The organism is Pedobacter roseus (genome assembly GCF_014395225.1).
Lineage (GTDB): Bacteria > Bacteroidota > Bacteroidia > Sphingobacteriales > Sphingobacteriaceae > Pedobacter > Pedobacter roseus.
This window is the reverse complement of the sequence record NZ_CP060723.1, coordinates 244394-267916: the sequence shown is the minus strand read 5'-3', so window position 1 is coordinate 267916 and position 23523 is coordinate 244394. Positions and strand designations below refer to the sequence as shown.

The following is a 23523-nucleotide window of genomic DNA, read 5'->3' as shown; positions in this document are numbered from 1 at the left end:
TTTAGTTCTAAAAAGTCAATTTGATACCAAGGTTATAGGTTCTTGCTAATGGGTAGTTTCCATAATCAACACCAGGGGCAAGGTTATTACCTGCGCTATAATCTACCTCAGGGTTATAACCTTTATAATTGGTAATGGTGAAGGCATTATCTACACTCGCATAAACACGGATATTGCTCACCTTAAGCGTATTGGCCAGTTGCTTTGGAAAACTGTAACCTAAAGTAATGTTGGTACACCTGAAGTAAGATCCATCCTGTATATAGAAAGACGATAAACGTGTACTGTTACTTTGCGTACCCGCACGCGATGCACGGTAATTTAAACCACTGCCCGGATTAGATTCATTTCTGTAACGGTCAGCAACCTCTGCATATTGGTTTCCAGAGCCTTCAAAGTTGTACAGGTAATAATCCTGTCCATCTAAAACCTGGTTCCCGTACGATCCGTTGAACGATGCTCTTAAATCGAAAGTTTTGTAAGAGGTATTTAGGGCGAAACCATAAGTAAATTTCGCATATGGTGTGCCGATTACAGTTTTATCCGCATCGTTAACAATGCCGTTTCCATCGGTATCCTGAAAATACAGATCGCCGATTTTCGCCGGGTTGGTAGAAGAAGCTGATGGGGCAACTTTGCCTAAATTATCGGCCGTAATCCGTCCCAAAACCTTAAATCCATAAAACATACCAATTGGCTGGCCCTCTTGCGTAACATGTGTAATGTACGAGCGTTCTGCACCGGCCGTAAATATTGTACTGTTACCGCCAAGGTCTAAAACCTTATTCCGGTTTGCCGCGATGTTTCCGCTTAAGCCCAAAGTAAAGTCTCCATTTTGGATAATTTTGCCATCAATCTGCAAATCGAAGCCCTTATTACGCACCTTACTATCAGTAAGATTAGTTAAAATTGTTGAACTGCCAGCAATTGCCGAAAGCGGTTTGTTAAACAACAAGTTGAAAGAGTAACTTAAGTAGTAATTCGCCATGATGGATACACGGTTTTTGAACAGACTGATATCCGTACCGAAGTTAAACTGGGAAGTAGATTCCCATCCTAATCTTCTATCCTGAATACTACTTGGCCAAATGGCGGTAGAAATCGCACTACCGAAAACTGCACCACCTGGTGCGTTTAGCTCTTGCTGTGTACGGTAATCTGGGATATTGTTATTTCCGCTTAAGCCCCAGCTGGCCCTTAGTTTAACCCTAGATTGTTCACCTAAAAAGTTATTGTAAAAACTTTCATCAGATAAATTCCAGCCCGCGGCTATCGAAGGGAAGTTACCATACTTGTTTAACGGACCAAACCTGGATGAACCATCGCGACGGAAGGAACCGGTTAAAAAGTATTTGCCGGCATAATTATAACTGAAACGGCCAAAGTAAGAAAGTAAAGTGGTTACTGTTTTACCAGTTCTGTTACGGTCTAATGTAAAAAAACCTGCATCCGCTCCTTTATCTGTAATTTCACCAATGTAATCATTTTGAAATCCGCTTGCCGCTACCCTAATCTGATCGCTGGATGTTTTCTGAGCAGAATAACCGCCTAAAACATCTATGCTATGTTTACCGAATGTTTTATTGTAATTTAAAGTAAACTCTGCCAGTTGATCTACCTGACTAAGGGTTTGTGCTATGGCATTTGCGGCCCTAATCGATTCGGGCGAGTAAGGTGGGGTATTGCCACTACTTAAGCTGGTAGGCAAATAATAATCGTATTTTTCGTTGTATGTTTGTGTTCCTAAGTTAGCCTTAAAATTAAGTCCCTCTAAAATTTTGTAAGTAGCATTAGCATTATAACTACTTCTATTGCTTTTTCTGGTAATCTTTAACTGCTCAACTGTAGCCAAAGGGTTTTCGGGGTTCTGGATACCGTATTGAGAAGACAAAGCACCCATACCAAACTGAACAGGGTTGCCGTTGGCATCTCTTGCAGGCAGATAAGGCAAATAAATTAATGCAGACATCATCGGACTTAAATTATAACGACCTTCCTGTACCTCTCTGTTATCGTTATTTGTATAAGCAATATTTGCGCCTACACGTAAGCGCTCGCTCACTTTGCCCTCAATATTGCCTCTAAAGTTGGTTACTTTTTGATTAGTGTTGGTAACAATACCGTCGTTATTCTGATAACCACCACTTAAAAAGTATTTAACATCTTTGGTACCGCCCGAAAATGAAAGGTTATGGCGCTGAAAAGCAGCATTGCGGTAAAGCTCGTCCTGCCAATCGGTATTATAGGTTGCCGGAATGGCCTGTTGAGTGCTAAAATTATAAAGATCCGCTGGAATACTTACGCTGCTTCCGTTACCTACATTGGCAATACGGGTAGTGTTGTTATCGCTAAACATGGCATCATTCCAGGTTTTACCCGAGTTTACCCATAAATCTTTATAAGCATTGTTTCTTCCATCAATTAGCAATTGGATAAACTGGTTGGCATCCAATAGTTTCACTTTTTTAGCCAACTGAGAAACACCACCCTGAACATCGTATTCAAACTTTCCCTTTCCGTCAGTACCTCTTTTGGTGGTAATTAACACTACCCCACCCGATGCTCTGGAACCATAAATGGCTGCAGAGGCTGCATCCTTTAAAATGTCGATGGTTTCAATATCCTCAGGGTTGATAGATACATTATTTCCGGCCGGATAACCATCAATTACATATAATGGATCGGAACTGGCATTAATAGAACCGATACCCCTCACCCTGATTTTAGTGCCCGAATAGGGTGCACCACTGGTTTGCGATACCTGTACCCCGGCAACCTTACCCACTAAAGCCTGACCAACAGTAGGTGAAGTTAAGTTCATTTCGCTGGCCTTAACGCTGCTGATGGCACCTGTTACATCAGATTTCCTGATTTTCTGGTACCCGATAGCCACCACTTCATTTAAAGTATTGCTGCTTTCTTTTAAAATGATATTAATATTTTGGCGGCCATTAACCACCACTTCCTGGTTATCGTAACCGATGTATGAAAATACCAGCACAGCGCCTTCATCAACATTGATTAAATATTTACCATTTATATCGGTAACCGTTGTTTTTTTTGTCTTTTTTTCAAATACACTTACGCCTGGTAAAGGTTGGTTGTTTTGGTCGGTAACCGTTCCGCTCACTGAAGCAAATGTTTTACGGTGTAAGCCTGGTGCAAACATACCGTGGTTTACTGCTAGTGCGTCTGAATTACAGATGGCCAGTAACCCTAAAGGCAAAAGCAATTTCCGGCAGGTATTTTTTATACCGGCGGTTAAAAAAAATGATGTCATCTTTTTGTTCTTAGTAATGATTTTGAAATATAATTGGGTTTTGTGTTTTTAAGTAGAAGCGTAGATTTTAAATTTACATAGGCTTATCCTTTTAAGTTAACAGGTTAATTTATGGAGCGTTCTACAGCGGCAAAAGTATAAGTGTAATTTTAACACTATGTATCCATTACGTTAACTCTATATACCGATTTTCAGCAGGTACTTTAAATTAATATTAAGTATGATCAGCCTAATACTAAATCGATTTAATAACTTAAAAATGTAACAGCTTGTTAATCTTTCTTTAACGGCTGGCATTTAAATTTGTAATCAAAATTTTCCGATGAAATCCTTTTATACTTTCCTCTTACTCTGTCTTTTTTGCAAAGGCTTATCAGCACAGGATCTACCTCGTCAATCTTACCCTTTAATCAGGACCAGAAACGAAGTACAATACAAAAATTATTACCTGCTCACCTTATTTCAGCAACTGCCCGACCTGCGCAAAATGCTATCGGCTGACACCGCATTACGGCATATACAGAAATCAAAAACTGTACAGCTAAATGAGGCTTTAAAAAATTGCAAGGCCGAAATACAATGTTATGCTAAAGCTTTAAAATTTTCTTTTTTAGAAATTGAACATATTAGTGCCCGGTTGGCAACTATTTACGCTGAAGATAATGCTTTAGGAAAACTGGTGAGGGAGCACTTGATTCCTTCTGGCTGCTACAGCCTATACGGTAAGGAATCAAATAAAAACCTTTTAATCAAAGCCTGGGAACAGGATATCAATGCCATTAATTACGCCATTGGGGTATATGTTGAGGGGAATAAACCCAATTATCCTAAAATCGATTCTATAAGCTTCAGTTTGAAGGATAAAGAATATGCAGAACTCACCGCAGCCAATGCCAGTTTAACACTTCAAAATAAGGACAACCTGTTTTTTGAACCGGCCATGCAGTTTGCCTTAACGGCTTTAGAACTGAACGAAAGAAACGATGCGGCCGATTATGAACCGATGTTAAAAGGTGTAAATCTTAGAGCTTTTAACCAGATCAAAAAAACAGATTGGAAAAAATATCCTTACAGTGTGATTTTAGTTCCTGGTGCGGGACCTGAGGAAAAAGAGGTTGCGCTAAGCGCCGGTGGTATGATCCGTTGCCGTTTAGCCGCTTTGCAGTACCAGAAAGGTGCGGCACCGTTCATCGTGGTTTCAGGCGGACGGGTACATCCCTATAAAACCAAGTTTAGTGAAGCTTATGAAATGAAGAAATTTTTAATGGAGACGCTCCGGATACCCGAAAGTGCCATTATCATGGAGCCGCATGCCCGCCACACCACCACCAACCTGCGCAATTGCGCAAGGCTGATTTTCAGATACGGTATGCCGGTAGATAAAGCTGGGATGGTTTGTACCGTAAAATCTCAGAGCTATTACATCACCGATATCCTGCCAGAGCGCTGTAAAAAAGAACTGGGCTATTATCCTTACAAAAACGGAAAACGTCTGAGTGAAACCGAATCAGAATTTTACCTGAATACCGCTTCCTTACAGATAGATTTTGATGAACCTTTAGATCCATAATCATGAAAACATTAAACCCTGTTTTAGTCCTTATCGTAATGTTTTTTGTCGCCAGATACAGCAAAACGGATGGAAAAATCACGAAAACAGTTACAATCGACTCATTGGGCGCATGCCAGGGGTTTCTCACCAAAATGGGCGTTATTTTCTTTATGGAGATAGGGAGGTTGGTGTAATGCGTGAATATCAGCTTCAAAAAGATTCATTAATTTACCAGCAAAAAGAATATCGCTTTACCGTTAAAGGCGAAAATATCATCAAACACCCTACCGGGATAGCCTACCATAAGGGTTTACCAACATTTGTGGGCAATTCGGTACGTCAAAATGCAGCAGGCACCGTTTGGAAAGCAGTAATCAACTGCATCAATTGGGATGGTTTCTTAAAATCTAAAACGTTGGATGGAAACCTAATCAAAACCATCGAAGATGATGCTTGTATCCAGGGTACACGACCAGAATATGTGAGATATAAAGGGAAATGGTTTGTAGCCACTGCCGATTATGGCAATAAAGCAAACGAAGTACGCCTGTATGATCCAAAAGCCTTATCAAAAGCCAATAAAACAAGCGAGAAAGAAATTCTATTTAAAAAATTCACCTGCTCGCCATGGATACAGAACCTGCATTGGATAGCAGATAAAGGTATATTGGTTTTGATCCAGAACCAAGTGGAAGGCCGCAAATGGCGATTAACTTTCCTCGACCTGGAAAAATCTCTCTCAATTGGGCACGAATCGGTTATAGCTGTAATTGATACCGACAAAACTGACGAACTGGAAGGTTTTACTTTTACCGGTGAGGCAGAAAAAGGAATCGCGGTAAGCTCCTCACGAAAAAACAATGTAAGTTTTATGGACTTCGCTTTTGGCAGTTAGTAGAATGCGATAAATTTTGATCTATCGGGCTGTGGCAAAATAAAATATTCAATCTATCGGGTATCTCACCGACCGAAATAGAAATAAGCGACCTGTGGTTCTTGGCGAGTTTAGGAACAAGCGCTTATGCGCCCTGCAACCTCAAAAATGAAAAGCTGTTTTGCCCCATTAGCCCCGGCTGAAGCATTACCCTGCAGCAACGAGGCGCGAGGAAGCGAAGTGTAAAACGGGGAGAAACTCGGTGCTTAACACAGGCCTTGCGCTCTAAATATCAGTTTTGTATTTATATTCCCTTAACCTATACAACTAAACAGCCACGCTTCTTTACTTTCCTTTTACACATCTTCGCCGTATCTTTAATTAATTAAAAAAAGAGGAAAGAAATATATGAATACTGAAAAAGCCATTCTTGCAGGCGGGTGCTTTTGGGGAGTAGAAGAACTTATCCGTCATTACCCAGGTGTAATTTCTACGGTTGTAGGTTATACCGGTGGAGATGTCCCAAATGCCACTTACAGGAACCATGGAACACATGCCGAAGCCATTGAAGTTACCTTTGATCCCACTGTTTTAACCTACCGTAAGTTATTGGAATATTTTTTCCAGATCCATGATCCGAGCACACGTAACAGACAAGGAAATGATGTTGGTGCATCGTACCGATCGGCCATATTTTATAATAGTGAAGAACAAAAAAATACGGCCGATGCATTAATTGCAGAACTGGATGCATCAGGCAAGTGGCCGGGCAAAATTGTAACCGAAGTGGTACCTGAAACCGATTTCTGGAATGCGGAAGAAGAACATCAGGATTATTTACAGAAAAACCCTTATGGTTATACCTGCCATTTCGAAAGACCAGAATGGAAGTTGTAAATAATCTCGTATTGAGACGCAAAAAGTAATCTTGAATGTTTGTGAGTCCGGCTATAAAGATTGCTCCATCGATGAAAAATTGGATTTGCAACGACGATTTTCTGTTAAACAAAGAGGCAATTTCCAATTAGGAAATTGCCTCTTTGTTTAACAGAAGTTGATGACTAACGACTAATCGTCATCATCCTTTTTCTTTTTCTCCAAAATTACGAAAGCACTGCGTTTTGGTGCGGGCATTACCGATTGTTCGCCTTTAACCGATTTCCAAACCACTTCATTCAAATCTAAATCGGGTGCAGAATCTTCTTTTGCAAAGTTAAACATTTCGGAACGTTTACTGCTCTCGTTCACGGCTACATTCCGGGTATCCAAATCGATCAGGGGCTGCAGTACAGTGTAAGGTGTAAAATCGGGTGTAGCGGTAAAACATTCATATAAAGGCATTGCTGCAGCATCGTACTGGCTCATTGGCGGCAGGCCTAAAATAAGTTCCATCGTTCTTAAAAAGCCTGAAGTAGAATACATGGTATGAACAGGGGTATTCCTTTTTACGTAAGGGCCAACCACGTAAGCCGGCGAACGGTGTGCATCAACATGGTCAGGACCATTCTGTGCATCATCTTCCAAAATAAACACAACAGACTCTTTCCAGATTTTACTATGCGATAAATGTTCCAAAATACGACCTACGGCTAAATCGTTATCAGCAACCGCGGCCTGTGGCGAATATTTTCCTTTCTTTTGTCCGCTGGTATGGTCGTTTGAAATCCTTAAAGTGCTAAACTGAGGTACAACACCGGCCACCAGTAAAGAATCGAAATCGTGCTGCCAGGCATCTACCCTCACCTGATCTTTAATGTCCATATCGAAACCCGGTGAAGCCGCACACATGTGGCCCTGCAGCGATTTGATATTTGCTTTGCCATAATCGCCAAACTCTCCATAACTGCGGTAGCTTACGCCTGCCCGCTGACAGTAATCCCAGATAAAACCTCCTTTTGGATAGGTAACCGGCCGCCCCCCTTCGAAAGTTGTGCTGCCACCGCGTGCACCATAACTGGTTGGCCAGGTTTTTTCCACTACATCGGTGGCATAAGCGGCCATACTCCAATTGTGTCCATCAGCACTTACTTCTGCATCCACATAAAAATTATCAAGCAACACATAGTTTTCTGCAAAGGCATGCTGGTTAGGGGTAATTTTTCTTCCAAATAGCGTTAACGTAGAATCGCCGTTTCCTTTTACAACATCGCCAAGTACCTGATCGTAAGTTCTGTTTTCTTTGATGATATAAAAAACATGTTTAATGGGTGATTTTTCTCCTTGTTTGCGCGGAATTGGGTTTCCGGCTTCACCATCGGCTGTAACCGTGCGTTTATCAGTAAACGGGGTATTGGCATAAACCTGTTTAGTGTATATTTTTAATTGCTCTGGTTTTGGCGTATCTATAAAAGACAATGATCCTTTAAACAATCCTGCTATGTATTGCAGCCTGCTATTTGCCGTGCTTCCCATCTGGTAACCACTGTTATCTACCTTAGAAATTGGTTGTGGCCCCTGTGGATTGGCCATTGAGGTATTGCCTTTGCCATTGGTAACCAAAATTTTCGAGCCCAATACTTTAACGCTCGTTGGATACCAGCCTACCGGAATAAATCCCTGGCTCTGGCTTACCCCGGGCTTACTTACATCAAAAACGGCCAAACAATTATTGTCCGCATTGGCAATGTACAAGGTTTTCTCATTGGTGCTTAATGCTAAACCGTTGGTGGTTGAACCGGTTAATTGCGTAGCATAAAGTGTAGTAGCAATGGTTTCAATTACTTTGTTGTTCAGGGTATTGATTACCGAAACTGTATTATCATTTGCATTGGCCACAAACAACGTATTCCCCTTTTTATTGAGTAAAAGTTCGTTTGGATGATCACCTATAGGGATGAGCCTTTCAACGTTTTCAGCAGCGAGATCGATCACCGCTACAGATTTTCCGCCCCAGAGTGAGATATAGAGCTTGCTTTCATCTGCAGCTAAAACACAGCTATAGGCAATTGCAGGCAGCTGTATTTTCTTTAGGATTTTCTTTTCAACAGGGTTGATAATGTATAAACTACTATCTTCTTTAGTTACGGTAAATAATTTATTATTGTTTTTATTAACCACAATCCCCGCTGGACTGATTTTTCCTTTTGGCCATATCGGTCCCAGTTTAATGGTGTCGCTTTTCACCAGTTTATTGTTCTGGATATTAAAATCTAAAATCCAGTTATCGTTACCGCCTGAGGCATAAAGGTGTTTTTCATCTTTACTAAAAGCAATGCCATACCACGATTTGCTCAAAACTTTTTCATCGATGATTTTTTCGGTTTTGGCATCAATCAACTGAAGCGACTGCGTACTTTGACCGTTATTGGTAATGGCAAGGTACTTGCCCGATGGACTTAACTGCATATTTAATGGCAGATCGCCCAATTGTAAGGAGTGACCCGCCGGACTCAGTTTCCACCCATTTGGTAATAAAATCTGTTGGGTGGCTTCGTTTTTACCAGGCAGCTGTGTAAATCCCTTTTGAATAAAAAGGAAACACAGCACTATTAAAAAGTATATTTTTTTCATTTTCTTAAACTGAATACATGCAATATTAGCGGTGAAGATTAAAATTAACTAGGGCCCTAATGGTATAACCATTGCCAGATGCTACCGAACCAATTTCGCGGATCGCCTCTGATGGGATTACCTGACTTCGGGTGGCGTAGAAAACTGGTCCTCCAGAAATTGAGAACGACAGTTTGGAGTGGTTAGGTTCGAGATTTATGGATGGACCGATCATTACTTTTGCACCTCCTTCGGCCTCATCTTTTTCCCAAAAGCCTTCTAAGTCCTGCCCCAAAGCTTCAACACCAAGGTACAAAATATTTGAAATACGATGCTGATAACCGAAGCTGGTAATAAAATCCAGTTTATCCCTGTTTTTATCAAAAGCTTTTTCAAAACGGAGATTACCTGCCATCCTCCAGTTTGTGCGGTCGAAAGAGGCTGTAATCCTGCTAATTGCCGAACCCACGTTCGACCAATCTCTGCTCAATCCTAAACCTGCGCCAAGCCTAAAACCCGCAATGCCCTTACCTCCTACCAAATCCCTGATTACTTCAGCCTGTTCAGCGGAGGTAATGCCCCCAGCGTTGGCAAAACCTATTGCTGCTGTTGCATATAAGGTAAACCTGCTCCCCAAATAACCTTTTACACCAAACTGCTGTCCTAAACCATCATAACCAAATTGTCCGCTAGTTCTCTCTCCATAGCTGCCCGAATAATGGATATTCCAACGCGGGTTCTCTGCAGTTAAGGTATTTAAAGAAAACAGAAAAGGCTGAGCCGCATCCGTTCCCACTTTAACAGCTGTTTTGGTTTCACTTATCTGTTGTGCAGCACAGTTTAATATGGTACCGGCAAAGATGAGCATCAAAAATGTCTTTTTCATTTAATGGATATTTTAGAATTTCGTTTCGTTTAATAATGGCGATTGGCTTGCATTTACCTGATAAGTCTGGATTTTATCGTTTTCATCCACTTCTACAATCCGGTAACCTTTATAAGCCGTTCCCCAGTTTCCACCAATGTGTGCATCAAAAAAATGTGGCAATTTATCGGTATAAAAGACAGCATCGAGACTGTGGTCGTGACCATGAAAAACAGCCTTTACATTTGCATAGCTGTGCAAAAGCTTAATCGTATCCGGACAATCAACAAACGGACTTTCCGGCACCCAAAAATGTGGTGGAATATGCAATACCACAAAAACAGTTTTCAGGTTTTTAAATTTGTCAAGTTCCTGTTTTAAAAAATCGTTGTCCGGACATAAATAAGTTCCTTTGGTATCGGAAGTATTGGCCAGAACAAAACCCACCCCATTTTTTTCGAAAGAAAAATTATCCTCGTAACCAAATACCGATTTCCAAATCCTGGTGTCCGCATGATCATGGTTACCTGGAATGGCATAAAAAGGGACTTTAAGTTTGTCGTAATAATCCTTTTTCACTTCGGGCAACAAATCAGGACGATCATGAACCAGATCGCCATTGATGATGACAAAGTTTAGCGGGTTTTTATCATGTGCTTCGTTCAACCACTTTACGATATTCTCATGGTTAAGTTTATATTCTGTTCCAGGTTGCCCGTAATGACCATCAGATGCAATGGCGAAACGCAATTTGGCAGCTTTACCAGATTTAGCAGAAACAGGATGCTGTTCATCGGCAAATGAGGATAGAACGGGCGAAATACTGGCCACAACCGCAGCAGCCAAACTATTTTTCAGGAAAAATCGTCTGTTAGACATAAGGATAAAATATGTTTTGTATCAAAGCCCAATATTAGGGTGATCAAGCTTCTTAAACATAAATTTAATGTTATGATTAGGTTAACAGAACCTTATCTGTGTATCAATTTTATAACAGAAACAAATCCGCAAATGCCTCAAAAGGCATAATATCTACCCAAATAAAACAATTTACCCCTTGAAGGGATTATTCTATTATGAAACTACTAAAATCGTTACTCGCTGGCTTTGCAGGTGCAGCAGCCTTAAATATATTGCATGAAAGCGTTAAGCACCTTGATCCTGATGCACCCAGAATCGATCTTTTAGGCGAACAGGCCTTGTCGAAATCGATAAACAGTTTAAACCTGAAAGCCCCTCATGGCAATAATCTCTATCTGGCCACACTCGCCGGCGATATTATGAGCAATGGTTTGTATTATAGTGCCATCGGTTTAGGGGACAAAAAAAATATTTATTTGAAAGGTGCAATTGCAGGCCTTACCGCCGGCTTGGGTGCAATAAGCATTCCGGATAAAGTTGGACTTGATGATACCCCGGTTACTAAGACAAATAAAACAAAGATACTAACGGTAACCTGGTACATTGTAGGCGGATTGGTAACGGCAGCAGTATTTAACCACTTAAAAGAGGTTTAACGTAATGAAAACTCCGAGATCCATTCTGTGGCTTTTTTGTATTGCATTTGTAACGGGTATACTTTCCTGCAAAACAGGATCCGTTAACCTGTTTAAGGCTGCTAGTCCACATGAGCAATATCAAAAAAAGTTAGTGAATATAGGTCTGGATAAAACAGTAATGGGTTCAGCATGGCTAAATGCCGCTACAATTAGTACGCAAAAAGCATTGAACATTAATATTCCATACAGAGAGAACGGTTATTTTGCCGCGGATAAGGTTCCGGCGACTGCTTATAAATTCAAGGTAACCAAGGGGCAAAAATTGAATATAAAGCTAAACAAAACTCCTTCGGGTGGTGCCCTGATATATATCGATGTGTGGTATAGCACAGATCAAAGCCAAAAACTTATTGCCTCGGCAGATACTTTAAATAATCCAATTGTTTTCGATGTTGATGAAACGGGCACCTATCTGATTAGGCTTCAGCCAGAACTGTTGCAAAATATAGCTTACGAATTAGAGATCACCACTGGCCCATCGCTTGCTTTCCCCATAAAATCAAAAAGCACCAACAGTATAAAAAGTTATTGGGGAGATGACAGGGATAACAATGCGAGGAAACATGAAGGTGTAGACATTTTCGGCAATTTCAGAACACCTGTTCTCGCGGTTTCGGAAGGAACAATAACGCGGGTAAACGAAAATAACCTGGGTGGAAAAGTGGTATGGATGCGTCCGAAGGGTAAAGATTATACTTTGTATTATGCCCATTTGGATGAACAGATCGCAATAGAGGGACAAGAAGTAAAAATTGGTGATACTTTGGGACTTATGGGGAACACGGGCAATGCCCGCAATACTCCTACCCACTTACATTTCGGTGTTTATGCCTTTAATGGTGCAGTAAACCCACTACCTTTTATAGATCCCGTAACCAAAAATCCAGGTGCTGTTACCGCTTCAAACACCAGGTTAAATAAAACCTTAAGGACCACATCTGCAGTTAAAATGTTGTCTTCGCCACAAAGTGAAGCAACTGTTTTGGCAACACTAAGTATGGGCACAGTTGTACAGGCAAATGCTGCAACAGGGAGTTATTACAAGGCAGAGCTGCCGGATGGAAATATCGGTTTTATTCAAAGCAACAAACTTGTACCCGTAACTGAGCCAATAAAAAAGCTTAAAATAAATACACTCCAGCAAAAAGTTTATGATAAACCCGATAGTTTAGCAGCGGTTAAAACGACTTTAAACGATGGGCAAACTGTAAGCCTTTTAGGTACTTTTGGCAATTATCAACTCATCGGCAGCGCTGGTGTAGAAACCGGCTGGATTACAAAATAATAATCAACTGTTTTACCACCATATATGCAGCCAGTGCGTATAAAAATATCGCTATTGATTTATTGATAATCAAACTGCTCAGTGCAAATTTCTCCTGGATATAAGTTGCAAAATGGGCATAAACATAAAGTGCTAAAGAAGAACCTACACCCGAGCCCAAACTAAATATTACTAGAGAAAGATAATCCGTTTGAATCCATTGGTGCAAAATCACATAGTTACCAAAAAACAACCAGAATGGGATCTGAACCGGGTTTAACACCCCCAAAATTAGTCCGTACAATACGCTGCCACTGCGTTTATCATCCTTTTTATTGCTCGTTTTAGGTGCTTTTTTCCTGTTTCTCCAGGTAATGGTACCCATCACCAAAAACATCACAATCATAAAGCAATCAACAAGGGTACTCAGTCGAACTTCGCTTACCGCTTCGTTCGGATTGATATCGCTCATGGCCCACCTCGCGAAGCGCATCATCCCGAAAGTGAAAAAGACTTCTACGCAGGAGAACGACAGGATAAAATACCAAACCTGGCGCATGCCCTTATTAATGGCCAGCTGCGCAACAGTTAAATTGATATTGCCCGGGGGAATATACCCCATGGCATTGAGAACGATGCCGATGAAAAACGTTAGAAAAAGCATTGCCGAAATTATGGATTTAAATTTAAATGCGATGCTAAATATTTTCCGGTGTACGATTTTTCTACCTTAACCAGGTCTTCGGGTATCCCTTCAAACACCAGCTGGCCGCCACCATCGCCACCTTCCGGGCCGATATCGATTACCCAATCCGCACATTTAATCATGTCCATATTGTGTTCAATCACTAAAATGGTATTTCCCTGTTCGATTAAGGTATTTAGCGCTTTTAACAGTTTTTTAATATCATGGAAGTGCAAACCTGTAGTTGGCTCATCAAAAATAAATAGCGTTTTATTCGCATTGTTCCCTTTAATCAGGAAAGAGGCCAGTTTAATACGTTGTGCCTCACCACCTGATAAAGTGTTTGAAGATTGACCTAAATGCACATATCCCAAACCAACATCAACCAATGGATTTAATTTATTCAGGATTTTTTGCTCATCCTTAAAGAAATCAACAGCTTCATCGATCGTCATATCCAGAATTTCGGATACATTTTTCTCTTTATAAGTAACGTCTAAAACCTGTTGTTTAAAACGCTTACCATTACAGGCTTCGCATGGCAGGTAAATATCGGCCATAAACTGCATTTCAATTTTCACTTCACCCTCGCCCTGGCAAACATCACAACGGCCACCCTCTACATTAAAAGAAAATGCAGCTGGTTTTAATCCTGCAGCTTTTGCCGATGCCAGTCCTGAGAACAAGGCCCGGATATCATCCCATGCTTTTACATAGGTTACCGGATTAGAACGGCTCGAACGCCCGATAGGATTCTGATCAACCATTTCTACTGCACTTACCAGGTCGTAATTCCCGAAAATACCATCATAGGCACCCGTTTGCTCACCAGCATAATTACCTATTGCTTTTTGAAGCGCCGGATAAAGTATCTTTTTAACCAGACTCGTTTTCCCAGATCCCGAAACACCACTTACTGCAGTAAAAACACCAAGCGGAAATTTCACATCAATATTCTGAAGGTTGTTTTCCCTGGCACCTTTAATCAGAATATGGTCTTTCCATTTACGTCGTTTCTCTGGTATGGCAATTTTTTCCTGTCCGGATAAATACCTACCGGTTAAACTGTTTTTATCTTTTAAAATCTCTTCGTAATTACCACTGAAAACCAAGTTTCCACCATGTGTACCTGCTTCCGGACCGATATCAATAATATAATCGGCAGCACGCATCATTTCTTCTTCATGCTCTACCACAATAACCGTATTGCCTACATTACGGAGCGAAACCAATACCTCGATCAGTTTATTTGTATCGCGTGGGTGTAAACCTATACTTGGTTCATCCAGTACGTAAATGGACCCTACCAGGCTACTTCCCAAAGAGGTAGCCAAATTGATCCTTTGCGATTCTCCACCAGATAAAGTATTTGATAAACGGTTGAGCGTAAGATAACCTAAGCCCACATTATTTAAATAAAGGAAACGGTTATCAATTTCAGCCAATAAACGTTTGGCAATTTTCGTATCATTCGCGTTTAATTTCAATTCGTTAAAGAAAACCAAAGCTTTCGATAATGGCATTAAAACTACGTCAATAATGGATTTTTCAGCTATTTTAACATAAGAAGCATCTTTACGCAAACGCGAACCTTTACAATCCGGGCAAGTGGTTTTTCCACGGTAACGCGATAACATTACACGGTACTGTATTTTATAGGTCTGTTCTTCCAGTTCCTTAAAAAAGGCATCAAGTCCTGCAAAATATTTATTACCGGTCCATAGCAACTGCTGTTCCTTTTCGGTTAAAGCACTATATGGGCGGTGGATAGGGAATTCGAATTTCGGTGCAGCTTTAATAAAATTCTGCAGCCAAACATTCATTTTTTCTCCACGCCAGGGGGCAATGGCATTATCGTAAACACTTTTGCTCTTATCAGGAATTACAAGATCTTCGTCAATCCCGATTACATTGCCATAACCCTCACAACGCTTACAGGCACCATAAGGATTATTGAAAGAGAAAAAATTTGGCGTAGGTTCTTCAAATTTGATCCCATCAAGCTCAAAACGGTCGCTAAAATGTTTTGTGGTACCTTGTGCCTCCACATAACAATCGCCCTTACCTTCAAAAAAAGCGGTCTGTGCCGAATCGGCCAGGCGACTTAAAGTTTCTTCTTCCTGATTGGTTACAATACGGTCAATGAGGATCTGAACGGTTTTATCATCTGTTAATTCTGCATCTTTAAAATCAGAGTCATCCAGAACAGATTCAATTTTTTCTATTTTATCGTTAATCAGAACACGTAAAAAACCTTTTTGCAATAAAATGGCCAGTTCTTCCTTAATCGTTCGGTTATTGTGCGGGTACAGCGGGCAAAAAATCGTTACCGTCGTATCTTCGGGCATCGCATTTACATAATCCACCACTGTACTTACCGAATCTTTTTTTACCTCTTTGCCAGAGACAGGCGAAATGGTTTTCCCGATTCGGGAAAAAAGCAATTTCAGGTAATCGTAAATTTCGGTAGAGGTACCAACCGTTGAGCGTGGATTGGAAGTAATTACCTTTTGCTCGATGGCAATTGCCGGAGCAATACCTTTAATATAATCAACATCAGGCTTATTCATCCTACCCATAAACTGGCGGGCATAGGAAGATAAACTTTCTACATACCTGCGTTGCCCCTCTGCATACAAAGTATCAAACGCAAGCGAAGATTTGCCTGAACCAGACATACCCGTAACCACCACAAGCTTATTTTTTGGAATGGCAACATCGATGTTTTTTAGGTTGTGCACACGGGCACCTTTTATGATAATATTTTTATGCGGATCTTTTTCGGCCTCTTTTTTGCTCATGTATCGTAAAGAATATAATGTATAACCCCAGAATGTTGTTAGGGTTTTAAGAACATACAAAAATAGGGTACTGAGACGGTTAATTTATTTTTTAACATTTTATTTTTTGTTTTTTGATAAAAAAATAACTTTCTTTGAATATTAACAACCTCAAAACCAAACTAACACATTCAAAAAACATAGGAGAAGAGCTATAGAAATTAAACATCTACAAATTAATTTTTGGCAAATAGTAAGGGATTTAGTGTAGGTAAACCTATGAATTTACAATCATATAACGATCAGGACCTGGTAAAGGTATATATTACCGGGAACGAGAATGGATTGCAGGAACTTTTAAGAAGACATAAAAGTAAAATTTATACCTCTATCTACTTATTGGTTAAGGACCAATATCTGGCGGAGGATATTTTTCAGGATGCTTTTATAAAAGTAATTAATACCCTGCGATCAGGAAGATATAACGAAGAAGGTAAGTTTTTACCTTGGGTAATGCGTATTGCGCATAACCTGGTTATAGATTATTTCAGAAAAGAAAAAAGAACTCCCATCATCACCAGTTCTGATGGAATGGATGTCTTCAATATGCTACAGTTTTATGATGAGAGCGCGGAAGACAGAATGCTCCGCGACCAGACCCATAAAGATTTAAAAGCAATGATTCATTTGTTGCCCGATGAGCAGAAAGAAGTGCTTCTAATGCGTCATTATGCAGATTTAAGCTTTAAAGAGATTGCTGATTTAACCGATGTAAGCATCAATACTGCCCTGGGCCGTATGCGTTATGCATTGAGCAATCTTCGTAAAATGCTCAAGACGAAGGAGATGACCTATAAAGGGTAGCGAAAATGTTACATATTTTTTTTTAGGGGTTGAAATAAAGCATCTGAACAATCGTTAAGTTTATAAAACTTATCACATTCAGTTGCTTATGACAAAAACCTCTACATCAAAAAACAATGTAAATTTACCTACACCTAACATGTTTCAGCCTAAAACTGATATTGAATCTGACGCAGAAATCGACTTATTTTATGATCAAATAAAAGGTAAGTTAGATAGACTGGCTACGAATCCTCAAGATGAAACCATCAAAAAGATTTTAGCTTACAGCAGAGCAAAGTAGTAAATTTTACACGAGCCAAAAAAGCTTGTTTCACGAGGTGGGACAAGCTTTTTTTTGTACAAAAAGTTCTTTAGTTCATTGGCCATTGGTTCATCGGTAACTGCAAACTGCTTACCGAATTGCTTTATTGTTGGATGGCTAAATTGCTAAAGCAAATTGCCAACTGAAAACCATTTCAATGATAATTGCATACTAGCCATTGCAAATTGGCCATCAGCCATGAACCATTCAGCTATCGACCATAAAACAATTCAACAATAAAGCAATTTAACATCTTCCATCTTCCATCCCCATAAATGTCCTAATTTTTACAATCTGCTTTCATAAAAAGCCCTACCTTTGCATAGTGTAATTTTAACACTAAGGGCGCTATGAACAAGAATTTACTTCCACTCACTTTAGGTGGTTTAGGCATCGGGATCACAGAATTTGTGATGATGGGCCTATTGCCTGATATCTCGAAAGATTTAGCAGTAACCATCCCACAAGCCGGTCATTTAATTTCTGCCTATGCATTGGGCGTGGTAATCGGTGCCCCTTTGTTAATTATGATTGCAGGTAAATATCCACCGAAAATGATATTGATCGCTTTGATGATTATGTTCACCATTTTTAACGCTTTCTCTGCTTTCGCCCCAACTTTTAATACTTTATTTATCGCCAGGTTACTTTCAGGTTTACCGCATGGTGCATTTTTCGGTGTTGGTTCGGTAGTAGCCAGTAGAATTGCCGAAAAGGGTAAAGCTGCACAAGCTGTGTCATTAATGTTTATGGGTTTAACCATTGCCAATATTGTAGGCGTACCATTGGGTACTTTTATCGGGCACAATTTCTCATGGCGTATATCCTTTGCCGTGGTAGTATTTGTGGGGCTGGTAACCTTATTAAGTTTAAAATTATGGCTGCCCGCCTTGGAAGCGACAAAAAACCGTGATTTAAAAGCCGAATTAAGTTTCTTCAAAAAACGTGAAGCCTGGATCATCATTTTCATGATTTCCATCGGAACTGGTGGATTGTTCACCTGGTATAGCTACATCGCCCCCTTAATGACAGAAGTTGCAGGTTTTTCGTCAAATGCTGTAACCTATATTTTAATGTTGGCCGGTATGGGCATGATGTTCGGCAATTATATCGGCGGACGTTTAGCAGATAAATTCTCACCTGCTAAAGCATCTGCAGCATTATTACTCACTATGGTAGTTACCTTAACCATCGTGCACTTTGTTTCGGCAAGTCAGCCGCTGGCCTTAATCATGACTTTTGTTACCGGTGCGGTTGCTTTCTCTTTAGCTGCTCCTATCCAGATGTTGATGATTCAGAGTGCCAAAGGCTCCGAAATGCTGGCGGCTTCGGCAAGTCAGGCAAGTTTTAATATCGGTAATGCCTTAGGTGCTTTCTTCGGCGGACTTCCATTGGTTTATGGCTTCGATTATACTTCTCCGGCTTACGTGGGCGCAGCAATGGCCCTTGTTGGTGCTTTCTTTGCCTTTTGGCTGATTAAGAGTAACAGCTCAAAACCAGCCATTGAAACAGAAGGCCAAGAGAAATACGTAGTGATGCATTAAATTAACTTTTGAAGTTCCAGTTGATCAGTGGTATTTTTCTTTTTTGATTCACATTCCAAAGCCCAACCTGCAATCCCATTAAGTTTTTACTTTTATTAAACAAGCCGACCTGAATACCCCGGGATTTTAGGGCATGGTTACTTAATACGGATACCTGAATACCTTTATAATCAATCGCACTGTTACCAATACCTATTTGCACTCCATTGCCCTTATGTACATCATTAAACATCGAGAGCTGCAGGCCATTGTGTTTTTCTGCAATCAGACCGACAATAGAAATAGAAATCCCGTTTGTAGCATACAGATATTGTCCTATCCCGCCTACCGTAAGCCCATTAACGATACAATCGTCGCAAACGGTTCCTGAACCTGAAAGATTTAGCCCGTTGATTTTTTCAGTAAATTTCACCTCCCTTATTTGAATCAGGCTATCGCGCTCATCAATCGGACTACGTGGTATAAGTGGCAACAATAACCCAATACCCACTAGCTCCAACCGCAAACCATTGGTCAATACGTTGCTATGCTTTTCAGATAATCCGGTAAAAACCCCAAAAGAAATGCCTGTTATTTTTGCATCCGCTTGATGAAATGTTGCTGCCGGGAAATGATTTTTCTTATCCTGACCATATCCTCTTGTATTCAATAAAAGAAGGGTCAATGTGATCATTACGATTTGATTTTTCATGATGTTGTGATTTAGTGTATAACCAAAGATCAGCAGTTTGAAAAATTCATATTACCCTTTAAGGTTACACAACTCCTTTTTTACATCCTTATAAGCGATATAATTATCTAATTGTATCCTTTAAGTTTAAGACTGATTAACTTATTAATCCAAAAAACTTGATTAGTGATATAATTACCTTAAATTCAATTTATAAATTATTCTTTTATGGCAAATCAGCAGGAATTATTTTTCGAAGCGATCAAGGCAGCATTACCTGAATATCAGAACATGGCGCAAAGCATCGCTGAAGTTCTGGAAGTAAGCACCAATGAGGCTTATAAAAAAATAAGGGGGAGCAGTATTCTTAATCTTCAACAGATTATCAAGCTGTCTGATAGTTTCAGGGTGCCTTTTATCTATAAACCCGATCAGCTGCCTACCGTAACTTTTGATTATCTAAGTGTAGATCAGGAAATACCGAATATGTTGCTGTACCTGCAGGACCTGCTCAAAAACCTAAAACAGATCCAACAAAGCAAGCACAAACACATCACCATAACCACTGATGATATTCCACTGTTCCACTTTTTTAAATATCCCGAACTCACTTGCTTCAAGCTATTTTTCTGGTCAGACAGTGTGATGAATACTGATGTAAAATTTGACCCTAGCGGCTTTGCGGCAGAAATTATCGAAATCTCCAAAGAGCTGAACCAGATTTATTTAGAAATCCCCTGTACTGAAATATGGTCGAAAGATACCGTTCATGGCACCATTGAACAGATCAGGTATGCCTTTGAAGCAGGTTATATTACCAAAGCGCTTGCCGAGCAGATTATTGAACAGGTGAGGTATTGCCTTACTGATATGAATATGTACGCCATCAGCAGTAAAAAAACCATCGATCCGGCACACACCTTCAATTGGTATAACTGTGATGTTTTGGGGAGCATCTCCTATCTGGTCGATTTTAAAGACAGCATGGCCTGTTATAACAGGTTTAATACCTTTAACTATTTAAGAACTGAAGATCAGCCCTATTGCAAACAAACCAAACAATGGATGCAGGGCCTGATCATGAAATCAGTTTCCTTTAGCGGGCAAGGGAAAAGCACCGGAACAAATACTTGTATCATGCTTTTGCCGAGTGTGATAAATTATTGAGAGAGATGGGTGGAGGTTAGTCTTTAGTAAGGAGTCGGCAGTCCTTGATAAATTAGTCAGTTTTGCGACGAGCGTTAGGCGCTTAGCGTCATTTAAACAATTAACCGGTTAAACTATCAACCATGAACCACGAGACTATTAACAAATGAATCAATGAACCGGTTAGATGTGAAGCGTATCGCGTCGCTTAACCGATTTAAACAGTTAACCATTTAACCAACAACACCTGTCTTAACAATTAAACAATGTAGCAATTTACCAATGAACTAATGACCATTAAAGCCTCTTCCATTTTATATCTTTCCCTTATATTTGCCCATGCTTAAAAAAGAACGCTACAAACTTTTTGTAGAACATTTTTCGGCCAAGCAGCCTGATGCAGAAACCGAGTTACATTATAACAACCCTTACCAGCTTTTGGTCGCCGTAATCCTTTCCGCACAGTGCACCGATAAAAGGGTAAATATGGTTACCCCTGCCCTTTTTCAACGTTTCCCAAATGCAAAAGCGCTGGCAGAAGCTACCCCCGACATTGTTTTCGATTACATCAGGAGCATTAGTTATCCTAATAATAAGGCTAAACATTTGGTAGGCATGGCCAATATTTTGCTAAACGAGTTTAATGATGTAGTACCTTCAGGTATAGACGACCTGCAAAAGATGCCAGGAGTAGGACGTAAAACCGCCAATGTAATTGCTTCGGTAATTTACAACTCACCGGCTATGGCTGTTGATACCCACGTTTTTCGCGTGGCCAACCGTTTGGGATTGACTAATGGAAAAACACCTTTGGCGGTAGAAAAAGACCTGGTTAAACATTTGCCCGAACACGATATCCACATTGCTCACCATTGGTTGATTTTGCACGGACGTTATGTTTGTGTGGCCCGGAGCCCTAAATGTGATGTTTGCGAAATTACCTATATGTGCAGGTACTTTGAACGCCTTACCGCACAAAATGAAAGAGATAAATTAAAAGCTTAAAAAATATTTTCACTTTACTATTGACATTAGCCAAAAAACTTTTACCTTAGCTAAATATTTTAGCATTATAAATATCAACATTTGATCATATTAGCCGAGAATCGATTATATTTACGCAATCAATGAAAAAAGAAATGAGCACTGCAAATCCAGATAAATTAAAAGCCCTACAGCTAACTTTAGATAAACTAGAGAAATCTTATGGTAAAGGTACCATCATGAAACTTGGCGATTCTGCCATTGAACCAATAGACTTTATTTCTACAGGATCAATCAGTTTAGATATCGCTTTAGGCATTGGCGGTATTCCAAAAGGCCGTGTGATTGAAATTTATGGCCCAGAATCTTCTGGTAAAACAACTTTGGCAACACACATTATTGCCGAAGCACAGAAAAAAGGTGGTATCGCAGCATTTATTGATGCGGAACATGCTTTTGATCAGTTTTATGCCAAGAAATTAGGTGTAGATACCGATAACCTTTTAATCTCTCAGCCAGATAATGGTGAGCAGGCATTGGAAATTGCCGATAACCTGATCCGTTCCGGCGCTATCGATGTAATTGTAATTGACTCTGTTGCTGCCCTGGTTCCTAAAAGTGAGATTGAAGGTGAAATGGGTGATAGTAAAATGGGGTTACATGCCCGTTTAATGAGTCAGGCGCTACGTAAGCTAACCGGAACTATTTCGAAAACCGGATGTTGCTGTATTTTCATCAACCAGTTGCGTGATAAAATCGGTGTGATGTTTGGTAATCCTGAAACGACAACAGGTGGTAACGCCTTAAAATTCTATGCATCGGTACGTTTAGATATCCGTCGTATTTCACAGATTAAAGATTCTGACGAAGTTTCTGGTAACCGTGTAAAAGTAAAAATCGTTAAAAACAAAGTGGCCCCGCCTTTCCGTATTGCAGAATTTGATGTAATGTTTGGTGAAGGTATTTCTAAAAATGGTGAGATTATCGACTTAGGTGTTGATTTTGGAATCATCAAAAAAGCAGGATCGTGGTTTTCTTACGGAGATACCAAACTTGGTCAGGGTAGAGATGCCGTAAAACAATTGTTAAGCGATAATCCAGAACTTGCTGAAGAATTGGAAATCAAAATTAAAGCAGAAGTAACAGGGGAAAAATTGGCTGAGAAATAAGCCATCTTTGACTCCGTATCATACAAAAATGCCCTGCTAAAGATAATTTAGCAGGGCATTTTACTTAATCGATCATTTTTAAAGAATTTCAACAATGCTTAAAAAAACGCATTTTTAGTTCTGGCTAAAAACAGTATCAAAGTCTTTGGTCACATATACAATTACTAAAAGTGCAGCAATAACCAGCGCACCTAAAATAATTACCCCCAACTTCCTTTCAGCTTATTTTTATCTTTCCTGATCAACCAGTAAATGATGGCAATAAGCGGTATCGCACAAACAATCCAAAATATTAACGATGCTCCAGTCATATATAATTTTTAAAGTCCGGTGTCGGAGATCCGAAGCCGGAAGGTTTATTGGCAGTTTTATCTGCCGGTATTTATTTTAGCTGTTTTATTTTAGCCATAGATTCACGGGAAACACGTAAAGGCATTCTCAACTGTATTTCTCTCTTTTTTGCCCTTCTCCCCTCGCGATCATCATCCTGAATT

Annotated in this window: 18 protein-coding genes; 11 read left to right on the top strand and 7 right to left on the bottom strand. The window is 40.0% G+C overall.

The genetic code is table 11. The features are described from left to right. Window positions 1–7 precede the first annotated feature (7 nt). The gene (locus H9L23_RS01235; protein WP_187593259.1) at window positions 8–3280 is read right to left on the bottom strand and encodes a SusC/RagA family TonB-linked outer membrane protein; all 3273 of its coding nucleotides are present in this window, start codon (window positions 3278–3280) and stop codon (window positions 8–10) included. A 322-nt stretch (window positions 3281–3602) separates the two neighbouring features. Between H9L23_RS01235 and H9L23_RS01230 the strand changes: the two genes are divergently transcribed. The 3 genes from H9L23_RS01230 to msrA all read left to right on the top strand — a co-directional run bounded on the left by H9L23_RS01230 (window position 3603) and on the right by msrA (window position 6603). Continuing rightward, window positions 3603–4850, top strand: a complete 1248-nt coding sequence (locus H9L23_RS01230; RefSeq protein ID WP_187593258.1) for a YdcF family protein — start codon at window positions 3603–3605, stop codon at window positions 4848–4850. 112 nt (window positions 4851–4962) lie between these two features. Next, window positions 4963–5727 (top strand): hypothetical protein, encoded by a 765-nt coding sequence (locus tag H9L23_RS01225; RefSeq protein ID WP_223191022.1) that lies wholly within the window; start codon window positions 4963–4965, stop codon window positions 5725–5727. Window positions 5728–6114: 387 nt separating this feature from the next. Next, window positions 6115–6603 carry a peptide-methionine (S)-S-oxide reductase MsrA gene (gene msrA, locus H9L23_RS01220; RefSeq protein WP_187593257.1) on the top strand — a complete coding sequence of 163 codons (489 nt, stop codon included), beginning with the start codon at window positions 6115–6117 and terminating at the stop codon, window positions 6601–6603. A gap of 171 nt (window positions 6604–6774) precedes the next feature. On the opposite strand, the gene H9L23_RS01215 is transcribed toward msrA, so the two are convergent. From H9L23_RS01215 to H9L23_RS01205, 3 genes are read right to left on the bottom strand one after another with little or no spacing between them, the layout of a single operon-like run. Then, window positions 6775–9216 carry a bifunctional YncE family protein/alkaline phosphatase family protein gene (locus H9L23_RS01215; RefSeq protein ID WP_187593256.1) on the bottom strand — a complete coding sequence of 814 codons (2442 nt, stop codon included), beginning with the start codon at window positions 9214–9216 and terminating at the stop codon, window positions 6775–6777. A gap of 25 nt (window positions 9217–9241) precedes the next feature. Beyond that, window positions 9242–10081, bottom strand: coding sequence for a hypothetical protein (locus H9L23_RS01210; protein WP_187593255.1), 840 nt, complete (start codon window positions 10079–10081; stop codon window positions 9242–9244). Between the two features lie 12 nt (window positions 10082–10093). Next, window positions 10094–10939, bottom strand: coding sequence for a metallophosphoesterase family protein (locus H9L23_RS01205; RefSeq protein WP_187593254.1), 846 nt, complete (start codon window positions 10937–10939; stop codon window positions 10094–10096). Between the two features lie 197 nt (window positions 10940–11136). On the opposite strand from H9L23_RS01205, the gene H9L23_RS01200 reads away from it, so the two are divergent. Both H9L23_RS01200 and H9L23_RS01195 read left to right on the top strand, forming a co-directional pair. Beyond that, window positions 11137–11577, top strand: a complete 441-nt coding sequence (locus H9L23_RS01200) for a hypothetical protein (protein ID WP_187593253.1) — start codon at window positions 11137–11139, stop codon at window positions 11575–11577. A 4-nt stretch (window positions 11578–11581) separates the two neighbouring features. Beyond that, the gene (locus tag H9L23_RS01195; protein WP_187593252.1) at window positions 11582–12904 is read left to right on the top strand and encodes a M23 family metallopeptidase; all 1323 of its coding nucleotides are present in this window, start codon (window positions 11582–11584) and stop codon (window positions 12902–12904) included. On the opposite strand, the gene H9L23_RS01190 is transcribed toward H9L23_RS01195, so the two are convergent. Next, entirely contained in the window at window positions 12894–13547 is a 654-nt protein-coding gene (locus H9L23_RS01190) for a LysE family transporter (protein WP_187593251.1), read from the bottom strand. The two genes, H9L23_RS01195 and H9L23_RS01190, sit on opposite strands and share 11 nt — an antisense overlap. 8 nt (window positions 13548–13555) lie before the next feature. Further along, a complete protein-coding gene (gene uvrA, locus H9L23_RS01185; protein WP_187593250.1) occupies window positions 13556–16369 on the bottom strand; it encodes an excinuclease ABC subunit UvrA in 2814 nt (937 codons plus the stop codon). Between the two features lie 258 nt (window positions 16370–16627). Between uvrA and H9L23_RS01180 the strand changes: the two genes are divergently transcribed. The 3 genes from H9L23_RS01180 (at window position 16628) to H9L23_RS01170 (ending at window position 19060) form a co-directional block, all read left to right on the top strand. Continuing rightward, window positions 16628–17212: an RNA polymerase sigma factor gene (locus H9L23_RS01180; RefSeq protein ID WP_025142483.1), complete on the top strand. Its 585-nt coding sequence runs from the start codon at window positions 16628–16630 to the stop codon at window positions 17210–17212. A gap of 88 nt (window positions 17213–17300) precedes the next feature. Beyond that, entirely contained in the window at window positions 17301–17495 is a 195-nt protein-coding gene (locus H9L23_RS01175; protein ID WP_187593249.1) for a hypothetical protein, read from the top strand. A gap of 371 nt (window positions 17496–17866) precedes the next feature. Then, window positions 17867–19060, top strand: coding sequence for an MFS transporter (locus H9L23_RS01170; protein WP_187593248.1), 1194 nt, complete (start codon window positions 17867–17869; stop codon window positions 19058–19060). Window position 19061: 1 nt separating this feature from the next. On the opposite strand, the gene H9L23_RS01165 is transcribed toward H9L23_RS01170, so the two are convergent. Beyond that, on the bottom strand, window positions 19062–19751 hold the full coding sequence (locus H9L23_RS01165) for an LA_2272 family surface repeat-containing protein (protein ID WP_187593246.1): 690 nt from the start codon (window positions 19749–19751) through the stop codon (window positions 19062–19064). Window positions 19752–19958: 207 nt separating this feature from the next. Between H9L23_RS01165 and H9L23_RS01160 the strand changes: the two genes are divergently transcribed. The 3 genes from H9L23_RS01160 (at window position 19959) to recA (ending at window position 23029) form a co-directional block, all read left to right on the top strand. Beyond that, window positions 19959–20897 (top strand): helix-turn-helix domain-containing protein, encoded by a 939-nt coding sequence (locus tag H9L23_RS01160; RefSeq protein ID WP_187593244.1) that lies wholly within the window; start codon window positions 19959–19961, stop codon window positions 20895–20897. 318 nt (window positions 20898–21215) lie between these two features. After that, window positions 21216–21881, top strand: a complete 666-nt coding sequence (gene nth / locus H9L23_RS01155) for an endonuclease III (RefSeq protein WP_187593243.1) — start codon at window positions 21216–21218, stop codon at window positions 21879–21881. A gap of 134 nt (window positions 21882–22015) precedes the next feature. After that, a complete protein-coding gene (gene recA / locus H9L23_RS01150) occupies window positions 22016–23029 on the top strand; it encodes a recombinase RecA (RefSeq protein ID WP_108199802.1) in 1014 nt (337 codons plus the stop codon). The last annotated feature ends 494 nt before the right edge of the window (window positions 23030–23523 follow it).